This window comes from Paratractidigestivibacter sp., from assembly GCF_052362415.1.
Classification (GTDB): domain Bacteria; phylum Actinomycetota; class Coriobacteriia; order Coriobacteriales; family Atopobiaceae; genus Paratractidigestivibacter.
Genome location: NZ_DAWEMK010000038.1, coordinates 1 through 15,984 on the forward strand (window position 1 = coordinate 1; position 15,984 = coordinate 15,984).

A 15,984-nucleotide genomic window follows, 5' to 3' on the forward strand; every position below is an offset into this window, starting at 1 on the left:
GGCCGGCGCGTGCTCGAGGGCAAGGCGGTGGCCGACGTCGACTTCGCTGCGGCGGGGAAGGGGAGCGCGCTCGCGCGCCCGGCCGCGTTCGCCTGCCTGACCGACCGCGAGTTCGAGGTCGCGCGCCTCATCGCCGAGGGCCTCGACAACAAAGAGATCGCCGCCGCGGCATACATGGGCGAGGGCACCGTGCGCAACCACATCAGCTCCGTCCTCGCCAAGCTCGGCCTGCGCAACCGCACCCAGATCGCCATCGCCTACCTGCGGGGATAACGCCAGCCTGCGTGCTTCTTGCCGGCGCCGGGAGCGTCAGTACCGCACGCGGAAATCCGTCTCGCTCGCCACGGGCGGCTCGTCGACGCGGTCGGCCACGGTATAGCGGGCGTAGCGGGCAAGTGTCTCGGCCAGGCGCGTGGCGAAGGCGCCGAGCTGGTCTTGGCTGCCCTGGAGCACGAGCGTGACGGACCCGTCGTCCTCGTTTCGCACCCAGCCGGTGAGCCCGAGCTCCTCGGCGATGCGCTGGGAGGTCCAGCGGAAGCCGACGCCCTGCACCTCGCCGACATAGCGGTACCTGCGGCGCAGGATGAGGTTTCCGTCGGCGTCGGTCGTCGGCGCCACGGGCTCCGGCTCGGGCGACCCGCCCCCGCGGGCCTCGCGGATCAGGTCGGCGATCGACTCCGCCGCGGCTGCCTGGCGCCGCTCTCCACGCCTCCAGAACATCTTTGCTCTCCTTCGCCCACGGTTTGCCCATTCGCTGGCTTTACAATACTACGAACTATGCATCTTCCACCCTCCGGGCGAGAGGAACCGAATGTCCGCGATCTGCAACATAATGTGCGACTCCACGTGCGACTTCACCGCCGAGCAGGCGGCCGCGCGCGGCGTCACCATCCTGCCTTTCCACTACGTCGAGGCGGGCAAGCCCGGCGGCGGCCTGTGCGGCGACGACGACCTTTTCCAGTCGCGAAGCGCCCACGAGTTCTACGACGCCATTCGCCACGGCGCCACCCCCATGACCTCGCAGCCCTCCCAGCTCGAGTACGAGGAGGCCTTCCAGGCAGCCTACGAGTCGGGCGTCCCCACCGTCATGTTCTGCATCTCGAGCGGGTTGTCGGGCGGCTACAACGGAGCCGTCATGGCGCTCGACCGCCTGAAGGAGGCCCACCCCGACGAGGAGGTCCGCATCTACGTCGTGGACACCCTCGTGGCCTCCACCGCCCTCACCCTGCTGCTCAACGAGGCGTGCAACAAGCGCGACGCCGGCATGAACGCCGAGCAGCTCGTCATGTGGGCCGAGGAGGCGCGCTTCCGTATACGCACCCTGTTCATGGTCGACAACCTCGATGCCCTTCACCGCGGCGGCCGCCTGCCCAAGGGCGTGGCCGTCCTCGGCGATGCCCTCGATGTCAAGGCCCTTCTGCACTTCAACCTCGACGGCACGCTCGGAATCCGCGCCGTTGCCCGCGGCAGAAAGAAGGGTCTGCGCAAGCTCGTCGACTATTACGCGAAGAACGTCCAGCTCGGCGACGAGGCCAACGTCTGCGGCGTGGGCGACGCCGACGTGGCAGAGGACGGCTTCAACGTGGCCGCCGAGCTCCGCCGTCTCGACGACGGCCTCGAGGTCCTGCGCCCGACCATCGGCCCGACCATCGGCTCGCACGTGGGCCCGGGCATGGTGTCCATCGTGTTCTGGGGCCGCGACCGCCGCAACGACAAAGCGGTGACCAAGGTCAAGGGCGTCCGCCAGTCAAAGTAGGGTGCCCCCCACGTTCCCGAGCAAAGCAATTCAACCAAGGAGACCACCATGGGCTTCACCAGAAGAGAGTTCCTCGCATTCGCCGGCATCGCCGCCGGAGCGCAGCTCGCGGCATGCTCCAAGCCCGCCGAGCAGAAGCCGGAGGACCCCAAGCAGGACGCCCCCTCCTCCGACGTCGACCTCGGCGAGTTCAAGGACCTCGCCATAAACATGGATTCCTGGAAGTACGACGAGGAGAACGACTGCTACTACCAGCTCGGCCTCACGTACTGCACCAAGCCCGCGACGAAGACCTACGAGTCCCTCGCGATCTTCGTCCCCGGCAAGTATTTCGATGCCCAGAAGAACGGCAGCACGTATAAGTGCGCGGTCAACGAGAAGGCCGTCGTCGGCAACTTCACTCCCGCCACCGCCCCGGTGCTCATGCCCATCAATACCGGTACCTTCGCCGCCCAGGCGTCCCCGACCGCCTACGAGTACAGCGGGCTCGGCTCGTACCTCGAGAAGGGCTGCGTCTACGTCTATGCGGGCTTCCGCGGCCGCTCCGCGGGCGTCGACACCGCCAGCGGCTCCAACGACATGTACCCGGGCGGCGCGCCCTGGCCGGTCGTCGACCTCAAGGCGGCGGTGCGCTACCTGCGCTACAACGCCGACGCTCTTCCCTTTGAGGCGAGCCGCGTGTTCGTCTTCGGCTTCTCGGGCGGCGGCGGCATGAGCGCCGTCCTCGGCGCCTCCGGCGACTCGGAGCTCTTCGATCCCTACCTCAAGCAGATCGGGGCTGCCACGCACGATGCGCAGGGCAAGGCGATCTCCGATGCCCTTGCGGGCAGCGCCTCGTGGTGCCCTGTCTCTGGTATCGACACCGCCGACGCCGCGTACGAGTGGTCGAAGGGGCAGTACTCAACCGACGAGTCCCGCGCCGCGGGCACCTGGCGCGCACAGCTCTCCTCGGGCCTCGCCGCCTCCTACGGCGACTGGGTCAACGGCATGGACCTGCGCAACTCCGACGACGAGCAGCTCACGCTCGAGGAGGCGGAGGGCGGTCAGTTCACGATGGGCAGCTACGCCGATGCGCTGCTGGCCGAGGCCGACGACGCGGCGACCTTCTTTGTTCAGAACACGCCGTTCCCGTACGCCTACACGCCGCAGCGCCTGGACGACCCGACCTTCCCCGGCGACCCGAACCTCCTCGCCACGCGCTCCGCTGCCCAGGCCTCCGGCCTCGGCTCAGCGGTCTCCGCGGCCGATAAGCCCGACGCGAGCTCCGGCGACGCCAAGGCCGACGCCGACGCGACGGGCGAGAAGGACTCCGCGTCCACCGAGACGTCCCAGCCTACGGGCACGACCAAGGTCGAGTCGACCATCTACGACACGGCGTCCAACTACTTCGCCGCGCTCAACTCCGGCCAGCACTGGATCAACTACAACCTCAAGCGTGGGACCGTCTCGATCCAGAGCCTGCGTGACTTCTCGTCCCACGTCGCCCCGGCCGAGCAGCCCTGCTCGCCGTTCGACCGCCCCGACCGCTCCTCGAAGTCCAACCAGCTCTTCGGCATCGGCGAGGAGAGCACCCTGCACTTCGATGCCATGGTCGGCGACCTCATGAAGAAGAACATCGACGCCTACACCACGTGCTCGGATTGGGACGCCTCCTGCGAGAACGCCTGGTCCCTCGACCTCGCGAAGGAGGACTCACTCGGCACCTCGATGGAGGGCCGCGTGAACATGATGAACCCGCTGTACTGGCTCTCGGGCGCCTATGAGGGCTACGGCCAGGCCTCCGTCGCCCCGCACTGGCGCATCAACTCCGGCCTCTTCGACACCGATGTGCCGGCCTGCTCCGCGTCCAACCTCGCCCTTGCCCTCGGCAAGTACGACGGCGTCAAGGAAGTCTCCTATACCCCCGTCTGGGGCCAGGGCCACGTCCTCGCCGAGCGTTCCGGCAGCCCCGTCGGCAACCTCCTCGCTTGGGTCGTCGCCTGCTGCTCCTAGCCGATTCGACACTGACTCAAGCCCGGGGGCGGGCGCGGGATGAGCGCGTTCTCTGCGCGCTCGTTTCGCGCCCGCCCCTGAGTTTCTGCAGTTGGGACTAGGGAGAATCGTAGGAACGCGCCCCGTCGCGCGCCGTCGCCTGCAACCAATCGTTGAGCGACCCGTGTCGCTTTAGAATGGGTCCACTGATTCCCAAGACCGCCGTTGGAAAGGGTCCCTGCCCATGTGCCTTCCCCTGATTGACCTCAAGCTCACGCGCCGACAGGCGATCAAGGTCCTCGGCGGCGCCTCGGCGCTCGTGCTCGGGGGCTGTGCGGCGAAGGATGCCGAGCAGGCTCCCGCCGACCCCGCGCCCGCGGCCGAGCCGAGCGATTCTACGGGCTCCGACGCACAGGACCAGGCCAGCGCGCCCGCGGATGCCGGCTCCGCGCCCGACCAGGACGCCCAGCCCGGCCCCGTCCCCCAGACCACGGCCCAGAAGCTCCTCGCCTCGATGACGCTCGAGCAGAAGGTCGCCCAGATGCTCTTCGTCACGCCCGAGCAGCTCACGGGTGTCGAGCTCGCCACGGTCGCGGGTGCCCTTACCAGGGACGCGCTGACCAAGCTGCCCATCGGCGGCGTCATCTACTTCGGCGCGAACATCGTTGGCAACCAGCAGCTCCGCGACCTGCTCTCGGGGACGGTCGAGCTCTCCCGCGGCGCCGGCGCGGGGATCCCGGTCTTTACCGGCGTGGACGAGGAGGGCGGCACGCTCGTCGCCCGCGTGGCGAAATCCGGCTGCTTCGACGTCGAGACCTTCCAGAACATGTGGTGGATCGGCCAGTCGGGCGATCCCTCCCGCGCCGCGTACGTGGGGACCTCCATCGGCTCCTACCTGCGCGACATCGGCTTCAGCGTCGACTTCGCTCCGGACGCCGACGTCCTTACCAACCCCGAGAACCCCGTGATCGGCCATCGATCCTTCTCGAGCGACCCCGAGGTCTGCGCCCAGATGGTCTCGGCCGAGGTCACGGCGATGCTCCAGGCGGGCACCTTGCCCTGTGCCAAGCACTTCCCCGGCCACGGGGACACCCAGGGAGACTCGCACACAGGCACGGTCACGTCGCTGCGCACGGCCGACGACCTGCACTCCTGCGAATACGTGCCCTTCAAGGCCGCCATCGACGCAGGGTGCCCCTTCATCATGGTGGGTCACATCCAGACCCCCAACGCCGCCGGCGATGGGCTGCCCGCCAAGCTCTCGCGCGTCATGATGACGGAGGCGCTGCGCGGCAGGCTCGGCTTCACGGGCGTCGTCATCAGCGACTCCATGAGCATGGGCGCCATCGCCCAGAATTTCGAGCCCGAGGACGCGGCGGTCCGCTTCGTCCAGGCGGGCGGCGACATGCTCCTCATGCCCCCCGACCCCTGGGCGGCGCATCAGGGTATCATCGATGCCGTCAATTCCGGAAGCATCGCCGAGAGCCGCATCGACGAGTCCGTCTCGCGCATCATCGCCGCCAAGCAGGCCGCGGGTCTGGTCGACGCATAGTCGACGCCCGGGCGCCGCTTGAACGAGCCGCTTGAGCGCGCCGCGCGCAGCAAGAAGGACTTCTTTCCCGGCTCCCGCGCAAAGAGAGGAGTCCCCCGTGTCGTTCGGGCTCAAGACCGAGGCGTCCTTCGACGCCGCCCACTTCCTCGCCGATTATTACGGCAAGTGCGAGAACCTCCACGGCCATCGCTGGCGCGTTGTCGCCTATCTCGAGCAGGACGGCCTGCAGCAAGAAGGCACCATGCGCGACATGGTCCTCGACTTCGGCGTGTTCAAGCGCGCGCTGCGCGAGCTCGTGGCCGAGTACGACCACACCTTCCTCGTCGAGAAGGGCACCCTCAAGGACTCCACGGTCGCCGCGCTCGAGTCCGAGGGGTTCTCGCTGACCATCGTGCCGTTCCGTACCACTGCCGAGAACCTCGCGCGCCACTTCGCCGACGAGCTCATCGCCCGCGGCCTTCCGTGCTCGCGGGTCGACGTCTACGAGACCCCGCTCAACTGCGCGACGTATCGGCCGGATTTTCGCGGTAGCGCGGGGGAGGGGCCATTGTTGTCCCGTCCAGCGGCTATACTCAGGTAAAGAAAAGCACCAACCGGGATTCTTCGCGGAGGTACCCATGGCAGGCGGGACGTTGCACGGTGTCAACTTGACGGGTTGGCTCACCCTCGAGTCGTGGGTCACGCCCGAGCTCTTCGCCGATTCGGGCGCCCTGGACGAGGAGGCGCTGCTCGTCGCCCTCGGCGCTTCTCGCTACGCCGACCTCGTGCGCGGCCACCGCGAGAAGTTCATGGATCGCGAGGACTTCGTCCGCATCGCGGCGCGCGGGTTCAACGCCGTGCGCCTCCCGGTGCCGTGGTACGTCTTCGGCGAGGAGGGCCCCGACTGCGGGCCGTACGTCGGCTGCATCGAGCACGTCGACCGCGCGCTCGACTGGGCGGAGGAGATCGGGCTCAACGTAGTCTTTGCCCTTGCCATCAACCCCGGCGCGCCGCACGAGGGCGACGTCATGTGCCGCGACCTCGCGAACATGCGCCTCGCCCGCGACTCCGCGCTCGACGTCGTCTACCGGCTCTCCAAGCGCTACGCCTCCCGCGTGGGGTTCTTCGGCATCGAGATCGCCGACGACGTCGTGGTCCAGCACCGCCGCGGCCTGACGTTGACCGACGGCGTGCCGCAGCATCAGCTCCGCAACTATTACCGCGAGGCCTACGAGCTGGTCAGGAGCGCTGCCGGCGACGACCCCGTTGTCATCATGCCCGATGGCGGCTTCCCTGCGGGCTTCGTCAACTTTATGGCGCAGCGTCATTACCGCAACGTGTGGGTCGATGCCCACATGGACCACAAGGACGGAAAAAAGATCGACGTCGCCGGCCCCTCCGGCGTGCGACGCCTGGTCGATGCCCGCAAGCGCGCGCTCAAGGACGCCGCGCGCACCGGCATGCCCGTCATGGTGGGCAAGTGGTCGAGCGCCCTTCCGCTCGCGGACGCCCAGATGACGCCCGAGGGCCGTATCGCGCTCGAGCGCGTCTACACCTCCGAGCAGCTCGAGGCCTACGCCGCATGCCCGGCGTGGTTCTTCAACACCTGGAAGACGTCGGGGCTGCTGACCAGCTGGGACGCGCGCGTGGCGCTCTCGAGCTTCGAGCGGGGGATGATCGTCTGATGGCGCAGGGTCCCGTGGGCGGGCTTCTTTCCATCGTCGGCACGCCCATCGGCAACCTGCGGGACGCGTCGCCCCGCGTGATCGAGACGCTCGGTCGCGCCGACGTCGTCCTGTGCGAGGACACCCGCGTGACGGGCAAGCTGCTCGCCGCCTTCAACCTCCATACGCGCCTCGAGCGCTGCGACGAGAACGTGATCGCCTCCCGCGTGCCGGCGGTGCTCGAGCGCCTCGAGGCGGGGGAGCGCGTCGCGTTCGTCTCGGACGCCGGGATGCCGGGCGTGAGCGATCCCGGCCAGAAGCTCGTGGACGCCGCCCTCGACGCCGGCCTCAAGGTCGAGGTCATCCCGGGCCCCTCCGCGGTCACCTGCGCCCTCGTGGCGAGCGGCCTCGCGAGCGAGCACTTCTACTTCGAGGGGTTCCTCCCCAGAAAGAAGTCCGCCCAGGTCGCGCGGCTCGAGGAGCTCGCGTCCGTGCCGGGGACGCTCGTGGTCTACGAGTCCCCGCGGCGCGTGGCGGCGACGCTCGCGAACGTGGCCGAGGTGTTCCCTGGCCGCCGGGTCGCGCTGGTGCGCGAGCTCACGAAGCTCCACGAGGAGTGCGTCCGCGGGATGTCGGGCGAGCTCGCGGCCGAGGTTGCCGCGCGTGACGAGGTCCGCGGCGAGTGCGTCGTCGTCATCGCGGCACCGAGCGCAGAGGAGCTCGACGGGCGCCGCCGCGCCGCCTCGAGCGGGCCCGCCACGCTCGAGGATGCCATTGCGCAGGGCTTGGCCGCCGGGGAGCCGAAGAGCGCCCTCGCCAAGCGCCTTGCCCGTGAGTTCGGCGTCCCCAAATCCGACGTCTACGACGCCATCCTCAACGCGAAATGACGAAAAGGGACAGTCCCTTTTCGTCATTTCGCAGGTTGCGGGCTTTCCCTGTCGGTTCCCGACTTGTTGCCTGACCCTCGCCGGCGCCCCTACGCCTCGCCCCAGACGCGCTCGGCCACGCGCCGCACCAGCGCGACCTTGGCCCACTGCTCGTCCTCGGTGAGCTTGTTGCCGCACTCGCAGGACGCGAAGCCGCACTGCGGGCTGAGGCAGAGGTTTTCCAACGGCACATACTTGGCCGCCTCGTTGATGCGCTCCACGAGCAGCTCCTCGTCCTCGAGGCCAGGCTGCTTGGAGGTCACGAGGCCGAGCACGACCTTCTTGCCGTCGGCGATGTGGCGCAGCGGCTCGAAGCCACCGGCGCGCGGCGTGTCGAACTCCAGGTAGAAGGCATCGACGTCCTCGTGGGCAAAGAGATACGGCGCCACGGGGTCGTAGCCGCCCTCGAAGGCGTAGGTGGAGTGGTAGTTGCCGCGGCAGACGTGGGTGTTGATGACCAGATCGTCGGGCTTGCCCTCGATCGCGGCGTTGTTGATGGCCACGAGCTGCTCGGAGATCTTCTGGATGTCGACGGGTTCCATGCCGGTCTTTGCCACGAAGTCGCCATCGCAGTAGATGCCCCAGGTGCAGTCGTCGAACTGGATGGAGCGGCAGCCGGCGGCGTAGAGGTCGGCGATCACGGTGCGGTAGGCGGCCGTGATGTCGTCGATGAGTGCCTGGTCATCGGGGTAGACCGAGCGCAGGCTCTCGACCTGGCCGTCGCAGCGGTCGAGGATGACCTCGGAGTAGGTCTGCGCGGGGGCGGGCATGGTCTGGCGGGCGACCTGGCCGTCCTCCTCGAGCGCCTTCACGAACTTATAGTGCTCGACGAAGGGATGGTTCTCTCCGGAGATCTTGCCCACGACGACGGCGGTGTCGGCCGTGGTCTCCTCGTCGTGGAAGAGGTAGCCCTGGCGCGCGGCGCGGCGCTCGACGCCCTGGAGCCCCCACATGAAGTCGAGGTGCCAGTAGCTGCGGCGGAACTCGCCGTCGGTGATCACGTGGAGGCCGGCGGCCTTCTGCTTGGCGACGAGGTCGCGGATAGCCTCGTCCTCGACGGCCTTGAGCTCGGCGGCGCCGATCACGCCGTCGTTGAAGTCGTGACGAGCCTGGTGGAGCACGTCGGGGCGAAGGAAGCTGCCGACGACGTCATAGCGGAACGGGGCGTTGTGGGTGTAGGGCATGGTGGGTCCTCTCTGCGGGTGTTTGTGCTGGGACAAAGTCTGCCAGCTCGCCGAGCTATAGAGAAGTACCGACATCCTATATGCAACTATAGCTAGAAACTATGGAACGAAGAAGAGGCACAAAGAAGCCCGCCCGCTGCAAAAGCCCGACCGTGGCCGTTCCGCGACCACGGGTGCCCTTCTTTGCACCGCCCGCTACAGCCCCGCGATGTAGGACCGCAGGTGCGCGACGTAGCGCTCCGCCACGGACGAGAGCGGCCTGCCCGCGGCGTGCAGGTAGCCGATCTCCATGTGCTCGTCGGATTCGAGCGGGACGGCCACGATGTCCTCTCCATTGAGGTCGGCCGAGAGCACGCCCGAGCTGATGGTGTAGCCGTCCAGGCCGATGAGCAGGTTGAACAGCGTGGCGCGGTCGGTGACCACAATCTGCTTGTCCACCATCTGCGTGGAGTGCAGCTCCTCGCTGAAGTAGAACGAGTTCTGCGACCCTTGGTCATAGGTGAGGCGCGGGAACGGCTCGAGGTCCCCGAGCGTGACCGACGAGCGCCCCGCGAGCGGGGAGGTCCTGCTCACAAAGACGTGCGGGCTCGCCGTGAACAGCGGCTCGAAGCGCAGCTCCGCGCGCTTGACGGCGCCCTCGATGACCTCGCGGTTGAAGTCGCTGAGGTAGATGACGCCGACCTCGCTGCGCTGCGTGCGCACGTCCTCGATGATCCCCGCCGTCGTGCCCTCGCGCAGCGAGAACTCGTACTTCTCGCGGCCGATCTCGCGCACGAGGCCGACGAAGGCGTTGACCACGAAGGCGTAGTGCTGACTCGACACGGCAAAGACGCGCCGGCGCGGCTCTGCGTGCAGGTACTGGCTTTCCAGCAGGTCGGCCTGCTCGACGACCTGCCGCGCGTAGCTGAGAAAGCGCGTGCCCTCGCCGGTCAGCCGCACGCCGCGGGCGCCGCGCTCGAAGATCCTCACGCCCATCTCGGCCTCGAGCTCGCCCACGGCCTTGGAAAGGCTCGGCTGCGCGATGAAGAGGCGCGCCGCCGCCGCGCTGATGGAGCCGGCCTCCGCTACCTCGATGACGTATCTGAGCTGCGTGAGCGTCATGCGCTTCTCCCATCAAACATCGAAGATAAAAAGGGACAGTCCCTTTTCGTCATCCAGCTCGGCCAAATGGCCGCGTGCAACAGAGTACAATCAAAGAGTTGTATGCACGCAAGATGCCATCCATCCGTCATGAGGAGAACACCGTGGCAGACAAGCCTTCCTTCTACATCACCACCCCGATCTACTACGTCAACGCGGCGCCGCACCTGGGCACCGCCTACTGCACGATGCTCTGCGACGTCCAGGCTCGCTACCGCCGCGCCGCCGGCTACGACGTCAAGTTCCTCACCGGCATGGACGAGCACGGCGAGAAGGTCGCCGAGGCCGCCGCTGCCCACGGCTTCGACACCCCGCAGGCGTGGTGCGACTCCCAGGCGCCCCTCTTCCAGGACCTCTGGCGCGAGCTCGAGATCTCCAACGACGACTTTATCCGCACCACCGAGCCGCGCCAGCACCACGCGGTCCAGTACCTCTGGGAGCGCATGAAGGAGTCTGGCTACCTGTATAAGGGCAGCTACGACGGCTGGTACTGCGTGCCCGAGGAGACCTACTTCACCGAGAACCAGGTAAAGAAGTCCGACGAGGAGCACGAGACCCAGGGCCAGCACCTTTGCCCCGACTGCGGCCGCCCGCTGGAGCGCGTCCAGGAGGAGTCCTACTTCTTCAAGCTCTCCGCGTTCCAGGACAAGCTGCTCAAGCTCTACGACGAGCACCCCGACTTCGTCCAGCCGTCTTTCCGCATGAACGAGGTGCGCAGCTTCGTCGAGGGCGGTCTGCAGGACCTCTCGGTCTCCCGCACGAGCTTCGACTGGGGCATCCCGGTGCCCTTCGACGACGGCCACGTGACCTATGTGTGGTTCGACGCCCTTCTCAACTACATGACCGCCGTGGGCTACGGAGTCGACACGCCCGAGGCCCGCGCCGAGCTCGCCTTCCGCTGGCCCGCGCAGTATCACGTGGTCGGCAAGGACATCATCCGCTTCCACTGCGTGATCTGGCCGGCCATGCTCATGGCCATCGGCGAGGCGCTGCCCGAGCACGTCTTTGCCCACGGCTTCCTCACCGTGCGCAACGCCGAGACCGGCAAGGCCGAGAAGATGTCCAAGTCCCGTGGCAACGCCATCGCGCCGCAGGACGTCGTCGACCTGCTGGGCGTCGAGGGCTACCGCTACTACTTCATGACCGACGTCGCGCACGGCGAGGACTCCGCCATCAGCTTCGAGCGCATGGAGCAGGTCTACAACGCCGACCTCGCCAACAGCTGGGGCAACCTCGTCTCCCGCTCGCTCAACATGAGCGCCAAGTACTTCGACGGCAAGACCCCCGAGCTCGCCGACGGCTGGGCCGCCAAGCAGAACCCGCTGCGCGACATCGCGGAGGGCATCGAGGCCCGCTACGCCGAGCACATGGACCGCATGGACTATGTGGGCGCCAAGGACGTCGTCATGGAGCTCGTCCACGCCGCCAACCACTACATCGAGGACTCCGCGCCGTGGGCCGTGGCCAAGGACCCGGCGCGCGCCGAGGAGCTCTCCGACATCATCGTCAACCTCCTCGAGTCCATCCGCATCGCCGCGCACCTGCTCGAGCCCTTCATGCCCCAGACCTCGGCCGAGGTCCTGCGCCGCATGTCGCTCGCCGATGAGGCCGCGACCGACGACCTTGCGGCCGTGTGCGAGTGGGGCGGCCTGGCGGGCGGCGTGCCCGTGACCAAGGGCGACGCGCTCTTCCCGCGCCTCGCGTCCGAGAAGAAATAGGAAAGAAGCCCGATGACCAACTCCCCGCTCGCGTCGGCCACCGCCACGCGCGACCTGCTCGAGGCGTTCGGCCTGGCGACCAAGCATCGCCTGGGCCAGAACTTCCTCATCGACAACCACGTGATCGAGCGCATCTGCGAGCTCGCGGGGATCCGCGAGGACGAGCACGTGCTCGAGGTCGGCCCCGGCATCGGCACGCTCACGCTGGCGCTCCTTCAGGAGGCCGCCCAGGTGACGTCCATCGAGGCCGACCCGGAGCTCGAGCAGGTGCTCTGGTCGCACTCGGTCGAGCACCCGAACTTCGCCTTCATCATGGGCGACGCGCTCAAGGTCGCTCCCGAGCGCATCGCCGAGGCGAGCGGGGAGGCTCCGACGGTCTTCGTCGCGAACCTGCCCTACAACGTGGCTGCGACCATCATCCTGCAGTTCTTCCAGACGATGCCCGCGCTCGAGCGCGCCGTCGTCATGGTGCAGAAGGAGGTCGCCGACCGCATCTCGGCCGTCCCCGGAAACAAGACCTACGGCGGCTATACCGCCAAGCTCGGGCTCTACGGGCACGTGACGGGCCGCTTCGAGGTCCCGCCGCGCTGCTTCATGCCCGCGCCGCACGTGGACTCTGCGGTCGTGCGCATCGAGCGCGCGGAGGCTCCGTTGCCGGCGGGCCTCTTGCCCGAGGACGTGGCGGCCGCGATCGACGCAGCCTTCGCGCAGCGCCGCAAGACCATCCGCAACTCGATGAGCAGCAACGGCTTCGCCAAGGACGCCCTCGACGAGGCCTTCGCCTCCTGCGACATCGCGCCGACCGCCCGCGCCGAGACCCTCTCAACCGCCGACTTCGTCGCCCTCGCCGCCGCCCTTAAATGACGAAAAGGGACAGTCCCTTTTCGTCATTTAATCTTTGATGATAAAAAGGGACTGTCCCTTTTTATCATTGTACTTTTGATGTTCGATCAGAGAGAAGGAACCATGCCCGAGCTCAAGGTCCTCGACAGCAAGACCCTCGCGGACGGCGAGCTCTTCCACGACTCGCGCGGGCGCGCCTGCCCCGTGCCGACGCCGCTCGCCCCGCTCGCCGACACCCACGGCCACCTGGGAAGCCTCAAGCTCCATGACCCCGCGCTCGCTCTCGCCCGTGCGGCGGTCGTGGGCGTGCGCCTGCTCGTCGTGCCCGTGGACCCCGTGGACGAGTTCCCACGCAAGTGGGGGAGCGCCGCCGAGTTCCTCGATTTCGTGGACACCCATGTGGCCATCGCGCGCATGTGCCTCGAGGAAGCGGCGGCGCACGGTTTCCGGCCTCCCGAGTTCGAGGGTTGGGACGTGCCCGAGCTTCTCGACAACGTCAGAATCGTCGCCGGGGCGCATCCCTACGGAGCGGGGGAGTACGACGACGCGGCCGAGGCGCTCACGCGCGAGCTCCTCGCCTCCGGCCGCGCCGTCGGCGTGGGCGAGATCGGCCTCGACTTCGGCCCCTACAACGAGGTCGACGAGCGCACCCAGGAGGTCGCCTTCCGGCGCCAGCTGCGCCTCGCGCACGAGCTCAACCTGCCCGCCGAGCTCCACATCCGCGACGCCGCGGGCGACGCGGGCTGCACGGCGCACCGCCTCGCGGTGCGCATCCTCACCGAGGAGGGCGTCCCCGAGGCTGGCTGCGACCTGCACTGCTTCACCTCGAACGTGCACGTGATGGAGGACTTCAAGCAGCTCGGTTGCCACATCGCCTACGGCGGCGCGGCGACCTTCTCGCGCTCGCAGGAGATCCGCGACGCGCTCGCCCTCACGCCGTCGCGCTGCGTCATCACGGAGACCGACTGCCCCTACATGGCGCCCGTGCCCCTGCGCGGCGAGGAGTGCGAGCCGGCGATGGTCGCCTTCACCGCGGCGCTCGTGGCCAAGGTCCGCGCCGAGGCAGGCTCCGCGCCGGCCGCTGCCACTTACCGCGACCTGTGGCGTAACGCCTGCGAGCTCTTCGGCCTGCCGGACGGCGAGCGGTAGCCGGCGGCCGCCTCGCGCACGCTTCAGACGGCCGGCCACAGCGAGCTGGGAAGGGGAAGGCAAGATGAGCATGCGCCGCTTCGCGCACAAGGCCGCCGACGCGGCGCTCGAGCTCCTCTACCCGACCCGCTGCGTCGGCTGCGAGATGCCCGGCGAGCTTTTGTGCGACGAGTGCCGAGCCGACCTTCCCTGGATCGAGCAGCGGCGCGCCTGCCCCGTGTGCGGCGCTGCGTTCGGCGACGTGACCTGCACGGGCTGCGAGGGCGACTGGGAGCCGCGCGCGACCATCGCCGCCCTCGGCTTCACGGGCGCGGCGCCCCGCATGGCCACCTGCCTCAAGGACTACCACGAGCTGCGCCTCGCGCCGGTGAACGCGGCGGCGATGCTCTGCGCGCTCGAGGAGGCGTCGTTCTGGCCCGCCCGCGACGGCCGGCCCCGCTTCGACGCCCCGGCCACCGACGCCGTCTGCTTCGTCCCCGCCACGGCGGAGGCGTACGCCCGGCGCGGCTACGACCACATGGAGCTCACCGCCCGGAAGCTTGCGGGCATGCTCGGCCTGCCCTTGGCCGATGCGCTGGCAAGAAGGGCCGCCTCCGATCAGCGCGACCTCGGCCGCACCGGCCGAGCGGAGAACCTGCGCGGCACGATGAGCGCGGTCGAGGACGTGTCCGGCCTGCGGCTGCTGCTCGTCGACGACGTGGTGACCACGGGCGCCTCTATCCGCGAGGCCACGCGCGCCCTCCTGCGCCGCGGGGCGGCCGAGGTCACCGCCTGCTCGCTCATCCGCGTGTGGTAGCGCCGTCGCGCGGGAGCGCCCCGGGCCGTGACCGCCCCCGCCCCTCGACCGCTCGCCGCGGATTCCCTGTGCCCCCGCGCAAAAGATCGCGCCCCAAAGCCGCGCATCGCTTACCAGCGGTTATAATCACCCTGTCTTGCTCAGGTCTGTGGTTGCGGGGCGTCAGCGCCCCTAGCCCAAGGTAGACGAGGCCGAAGGGGTCCACGTAAGCGACCGCGTGCGCGCGGCGCGATCATGGTTCGTCCTAGAAGTAAGTCGCACCGCCCGTCATACCTATGAGGCATCCGGCCTCGCGGGCGAGAGGGTTGCAAGTGGAGGGGGCCGCGGCCCCCGAAGCGAAGGCCCCGGTGCGCGAGTGTGGGGTCAAAGACCAGGTCAGCTGGGCAAGGCGACGAACTGAAGAATAAGGGAGAGAGACGGGATCCTCGAATATGAAGCGCAACCTCAAGAACAAGACCCTCGGCATCGCCGCCGCCGGTCTCGCCTGCGCGGCCCTCGCGGGCTGCACGGTCGGACCCGTCACCCTCCCGGACATCGACCTCGGCTTCCTCAAGGGCGTCGGCATCGTGACGACCTCCGTGGCCGACGCCGAGTCCGTCATCCGCGACGAGCGCGATTGCGGCGTCGACTCCGCGGAGCTCGTATCGCCGGGGACGCTCACGGTCGGCGTGCTCCCCACGAACACCGCGCCCCTGATCTGCACGAAGGACGACGGCTCCCGCGCCGGCATCGACGTCGAGTTCGCGTACGCCCTGGGCGACCACGTCGGCCTGCCCGTCACCTTTAAGGCGGTCTCCTCGGCGACGGCGTCGCTGGGGACCGACTGCGACATCGTGGTGGGCGCCTCGACCGCCGACGCCGGCTCCGCCACGAACGCGACCGTCGTCGGCGATTACGCCGAAAGCGCGATCGGCCTCTTTGCCCGCGGGAAGCAGGGCGAGCTCACGGCCACCGACCTCAAGGGCAAGACCGTCGGCGTGCAGCCCGGCTCGGTCTCGGAGCGCGCCCTCTCCAACGCGAATACCGGCTGCGTCGAGCAGTCCTTCGCCAACATCAACGAGGCGATGAGCGCGCTCGGCTCCGGCACCATCGACGCCGTCGTGTGCGACGCGTACGCCGGCTGCTACCTCGCCGCCGACTACGACGACGTGAACCTCATCGGGACGCTCGACACCCCCGTGGCGCTCGGCGTCGCGGTGAGCTCGGCGAAGCCGACGCTCACCTCCGCCGTCCAGTCCGCCGTCGATGCGGTCCAGTCCAACGGCCAGCTCGACGTCATCAAGTCCCGCTGGGTCGGCCAGATCGG

General features: G+C 68.5%; 15 protein-coding genes. 12 read left to right on the forward strand and 3 right to left on the reverse strand.

Features of this window, described 5'->3' with window-relative positions; translation table 11 throughout:
- Positions 1 to 273, forward strand: a 273-nt coding sequence (locus tag ACT84W_RS05335; RefSeq protein WP_444328459.1) for a response regulator transcription factor, incomplete at its 5' end; no start/stop codon positions are given.
- A gap of 36 nt (positions 274 to 309) precedes the next feature.
- Here ACT84W_RS05335 and ACT84W_RS05340 read toward each other — a convergent pair.
- Positions 310 to 720, reverse strand: a complete 411-nt coding sequence (locus ACT84W_RS05340; RefSeq protein ID WP_417576309.1) for an acylphosphatase — start codon at positions 718 to 720, stop codon at positions 310 to 312.
- A gap of 91 nt (positions 721 to 811) precedes the next feature.
- Here ACT84W_RS05340 and ACT84W_RS05345 point away from each other — a divergent pair, with 91 nt between their 5' ends.
- From ACT84W_RS05345 to rsmI, 6 genes are all read left to right on the forward strand, one after another.
- Positions 812 to 1,756, forward strand: coding sequence for a DegV family protein (locus ACT84W_RS05345; RefSeq protein WP_417576310.1), 945 nt, complete (start codon positions 812 to 814; stop codon positions 1,754 to 1,756).
- A 48-nt stretch (positions 1,757 to 1,804) separates the two neighbouring features.
- Positions 1,805 to 3,748: a subtype A tannase gene (locus ACT84W_RS05350; RefSeq protein ID WP_432290312.1), complete on the forward strand. Its 1,944-nt coding sequence runs from the start codon at positions 1,805 to 1,807 to the stop codon at positions 3,746 to 3,748.
- 223 nt (positions 3,749 to 3,971) lie between these two features.
- Positions 3,972 to 5,279, forward strand: coding sequence for a glycoside hydrolase family 3 protein (locus ACT84W_RS05355; protein WP_444328460.1), 1,308 nt, complete (start codon positions 3,972 to 3,974; stop codon positions 5,277 to 5,279).
- 97 nt (positions 5,280 to 5,376) lie between these two features.
- Positions 5,377 to 5,859 carry a 6-pyruvoyl trahydropterin synthase family protein gene (locus tag ACT84W_RS05360; protein ID WP_444328461.1) on the forward strand — a complete coding sequence of 161 codons (483 nt, stop codon included), beginning with the start codon at positions 5,377 to 5,379 and terminating at the stop codon, positions 5,857 to 5,859.
- Positions 5,860 to 5,926: 67 nt separating this feature from the next.
- Positions 5,927 to 6,943: a glycoside hydrolase family 5 protein gene (locus ACT84W_RS05365; protein ID WP_432321086.1), complete on the forward strand. Its 1,017-nt coding sequence runs from the start codon at positions 5,927 to 5,929 to the stop codon at positions 6,941 to 6,943.
- The gene (gene rsmI, locus ACT84W_RS05370; RefSeq protein WP_444328462.1) at positions 6,943 to 7,809 is read left to right on the forward strand and encodes a 16S rRNA (cytidine(1402)-2'-O)-methyltransferase; all 867 of its coding nucleotides are present in this window, start codon (positions 6,943 to 6,945) and stop codon (positions 7,807 to 7,809) included. Before ACT84W_RS05365 ends, rsmI begins: the two co-directional genes overlap by 1 nt.
- Positions 7,810 to 7,898: 89 nt before the next feature.
- On the opposite strand, the gene ACT84W_RS05375 is transcribed toward rsmI, so the two are convergent.
- Both ACT84W_RS05375 and ACT84W_RS05380 read right to left on the reverse strand, forming a co-directional pair.
- Positions 7,899 to 9,032, reverse strand: coding sequence for a 5-methyltetrahydropteroyltriglutamate--homocysteine S-methyltransferase (locus tag ACT84W_RS05375; protein ID WP_444328463.1), 1,134 nt, complete (start codon positions 9,030 to 9,032; stop codon positions 7,899 to 7,901).
- Between the two features lie 195 nt (positions 9,033 to 9,227).
- Positions 9,228 to 10,133 carry a LysR family transcriptional regulator gene (locus tag ACT84W_RS05380; protein WP_444328464.1) on the reverse strand — a complete coding sequence of 302 codons (906 nt, stop codon included), beginning with the start codon at positions 10,131 to 10,133 and terminating at the stop codon, positions 9,228 to 9,230.
- A gap of 143 nt (positions 10,134 to 10,276) precedes the next feature.
- On the opposite strand from ACT84W_RS05380, the gene metG reads away from it, so the two are divergent.
- The 5 genes from metG to ACT84W_RS05405 form a co-directional block, all read left to right on the forward strand.
- Positions 10,277 to 11,890 (forward strand): methionine--tRNA ligase, encoded by a 1,614-nt coding sequence (gene metG / locus ACT84W_RS05385; protein ID WP_417576318.1) that lies wholly within the window; start codon positions 10,277 to 10,279, stop codon positions 11,888 to 11,890.
- Between the two features lie 12 nt (positions 11,891 to 11,902).
- Positions 11,903 to 12,754, forward strand: coding sequence for a 16S rRNA (adenine(1518)-N(6)/adenine(1519)-N(6))-dimethyltransferase RsmA (gene rsmA, locus ACT84W_RS05390; protein ID WP_444328465.1), 852 nt, complete (start codon positions 11,903 to 11,905; stop codon positions 12,752 to 12,754).
- Positions 12,755 to 12,856: 102 nt separating this feature from the next.
- Complete coding sequence (locus tag ACT84W_RS05395; RefSeq protein WP_444328466.1) at positions 12,857 to 13,882, forward strand: TatD family hydrolase; 1,026 nt, start codon at positions 12,857 to 12,859, stop codon at positions 13,880 to 13,882.
- Positions 13,883 to 13,946: 64 nt separating this feature from the next.
- Positions 13,947 to 14,678 (forward strand): ComF family protein, encoded by a 732-nt coding sequence (locus ACT84W_RS05400; RefSeq protein WP_417576321.1) that lies wholly within the window; start codon positions 13,947 to 13,949, stop codon positions 14,676 to 14,678.
- 431 nt (positions 14,679 to 15,109) lie between these two features.
- A partial coding sequence (locus ACT84W_RS05405) for a substrate-binding periplasmic protein (protein ID WP_444328467.1) occupies positions 15,110 to 15,984 on the forward strand: 875 nt, incomplete at its 3' end.

Excerpts from the sequence above, each read along its gene's own strand:
- rsmI (WP_444328462.1), top strand. The coding sequence starts at position 6,943 with ATGGCGCAGGGTCCCGTGGGCGGGCTTCTTTCCATCGTCGGCACGCCC.
- ACT84W_RS05380 (WP_444328464.1), bottom strand. The coding sequence starts at position 10,133 with ATGACGCTCACGCAGCTCAGATACGTCATCGAGGTAGCGGAGGCCGGC.
- ACT84W_RS05350 (WP_432290312.1), top strand. The coding sequence starts at position 1,805 with ATGGGCTTCACCAGAAGAGAGTTCCTCGCATTCGCCGGCATCGCCGCC.
- ACT84W_RS05375 (WP_444328463.1), bottom strand. The coding sequence starts at position 9,032 with ATGCCCTACACCCACAACGCCCCGTTCCGCTATGACGTCGTCGGCAGC.
- ACT84W_RS05340 (WP_417576309.1), bottom strand. The coding sequence starts at position 720 with ATGTTCTGGAGGCGTGGAGAGCGGCGCCAGGCAGCCGCGGCGGAGTCG.
- ACT84W_RS05400 (WP_417576321.1), top strand. The coding sequence starts at position 13,947 with ATGAGCATGCGCCGCTTCGCGCACAAGGCCGCCGACGCGGCGCTCGAG.
- ACT84W_RS05345 (WP_417576310.1), top strand. The coding sequence starts at position 812 with ATGTCCGCGATCTGCAACATAATGTGCGACTCCACGTGCGACTTCACC.
- ACT84W_RS05355 (WP_444328460.1), top strand. The coding sequence starts at position 3,972 with ATGTGCCTTCCCCTGATTGACCTCAAGCTCACGCGCCGACAGGCGATC.
- rsmA (WP_444328465.1), top strand. The coding sequence starts at position 11,903 with ATGACCAACTCCCCGCTCGCGTCGGCCACCGCCACGCGCGACCTGCTC.
- ACT84W_RS05395 (WP_444328466.1), top strand. The coding sequence starts at position 12,857 with ATGCCCGAGCTCAAGGTCCTCGACAGCAAGACCCTCGCGGACGGCGAG.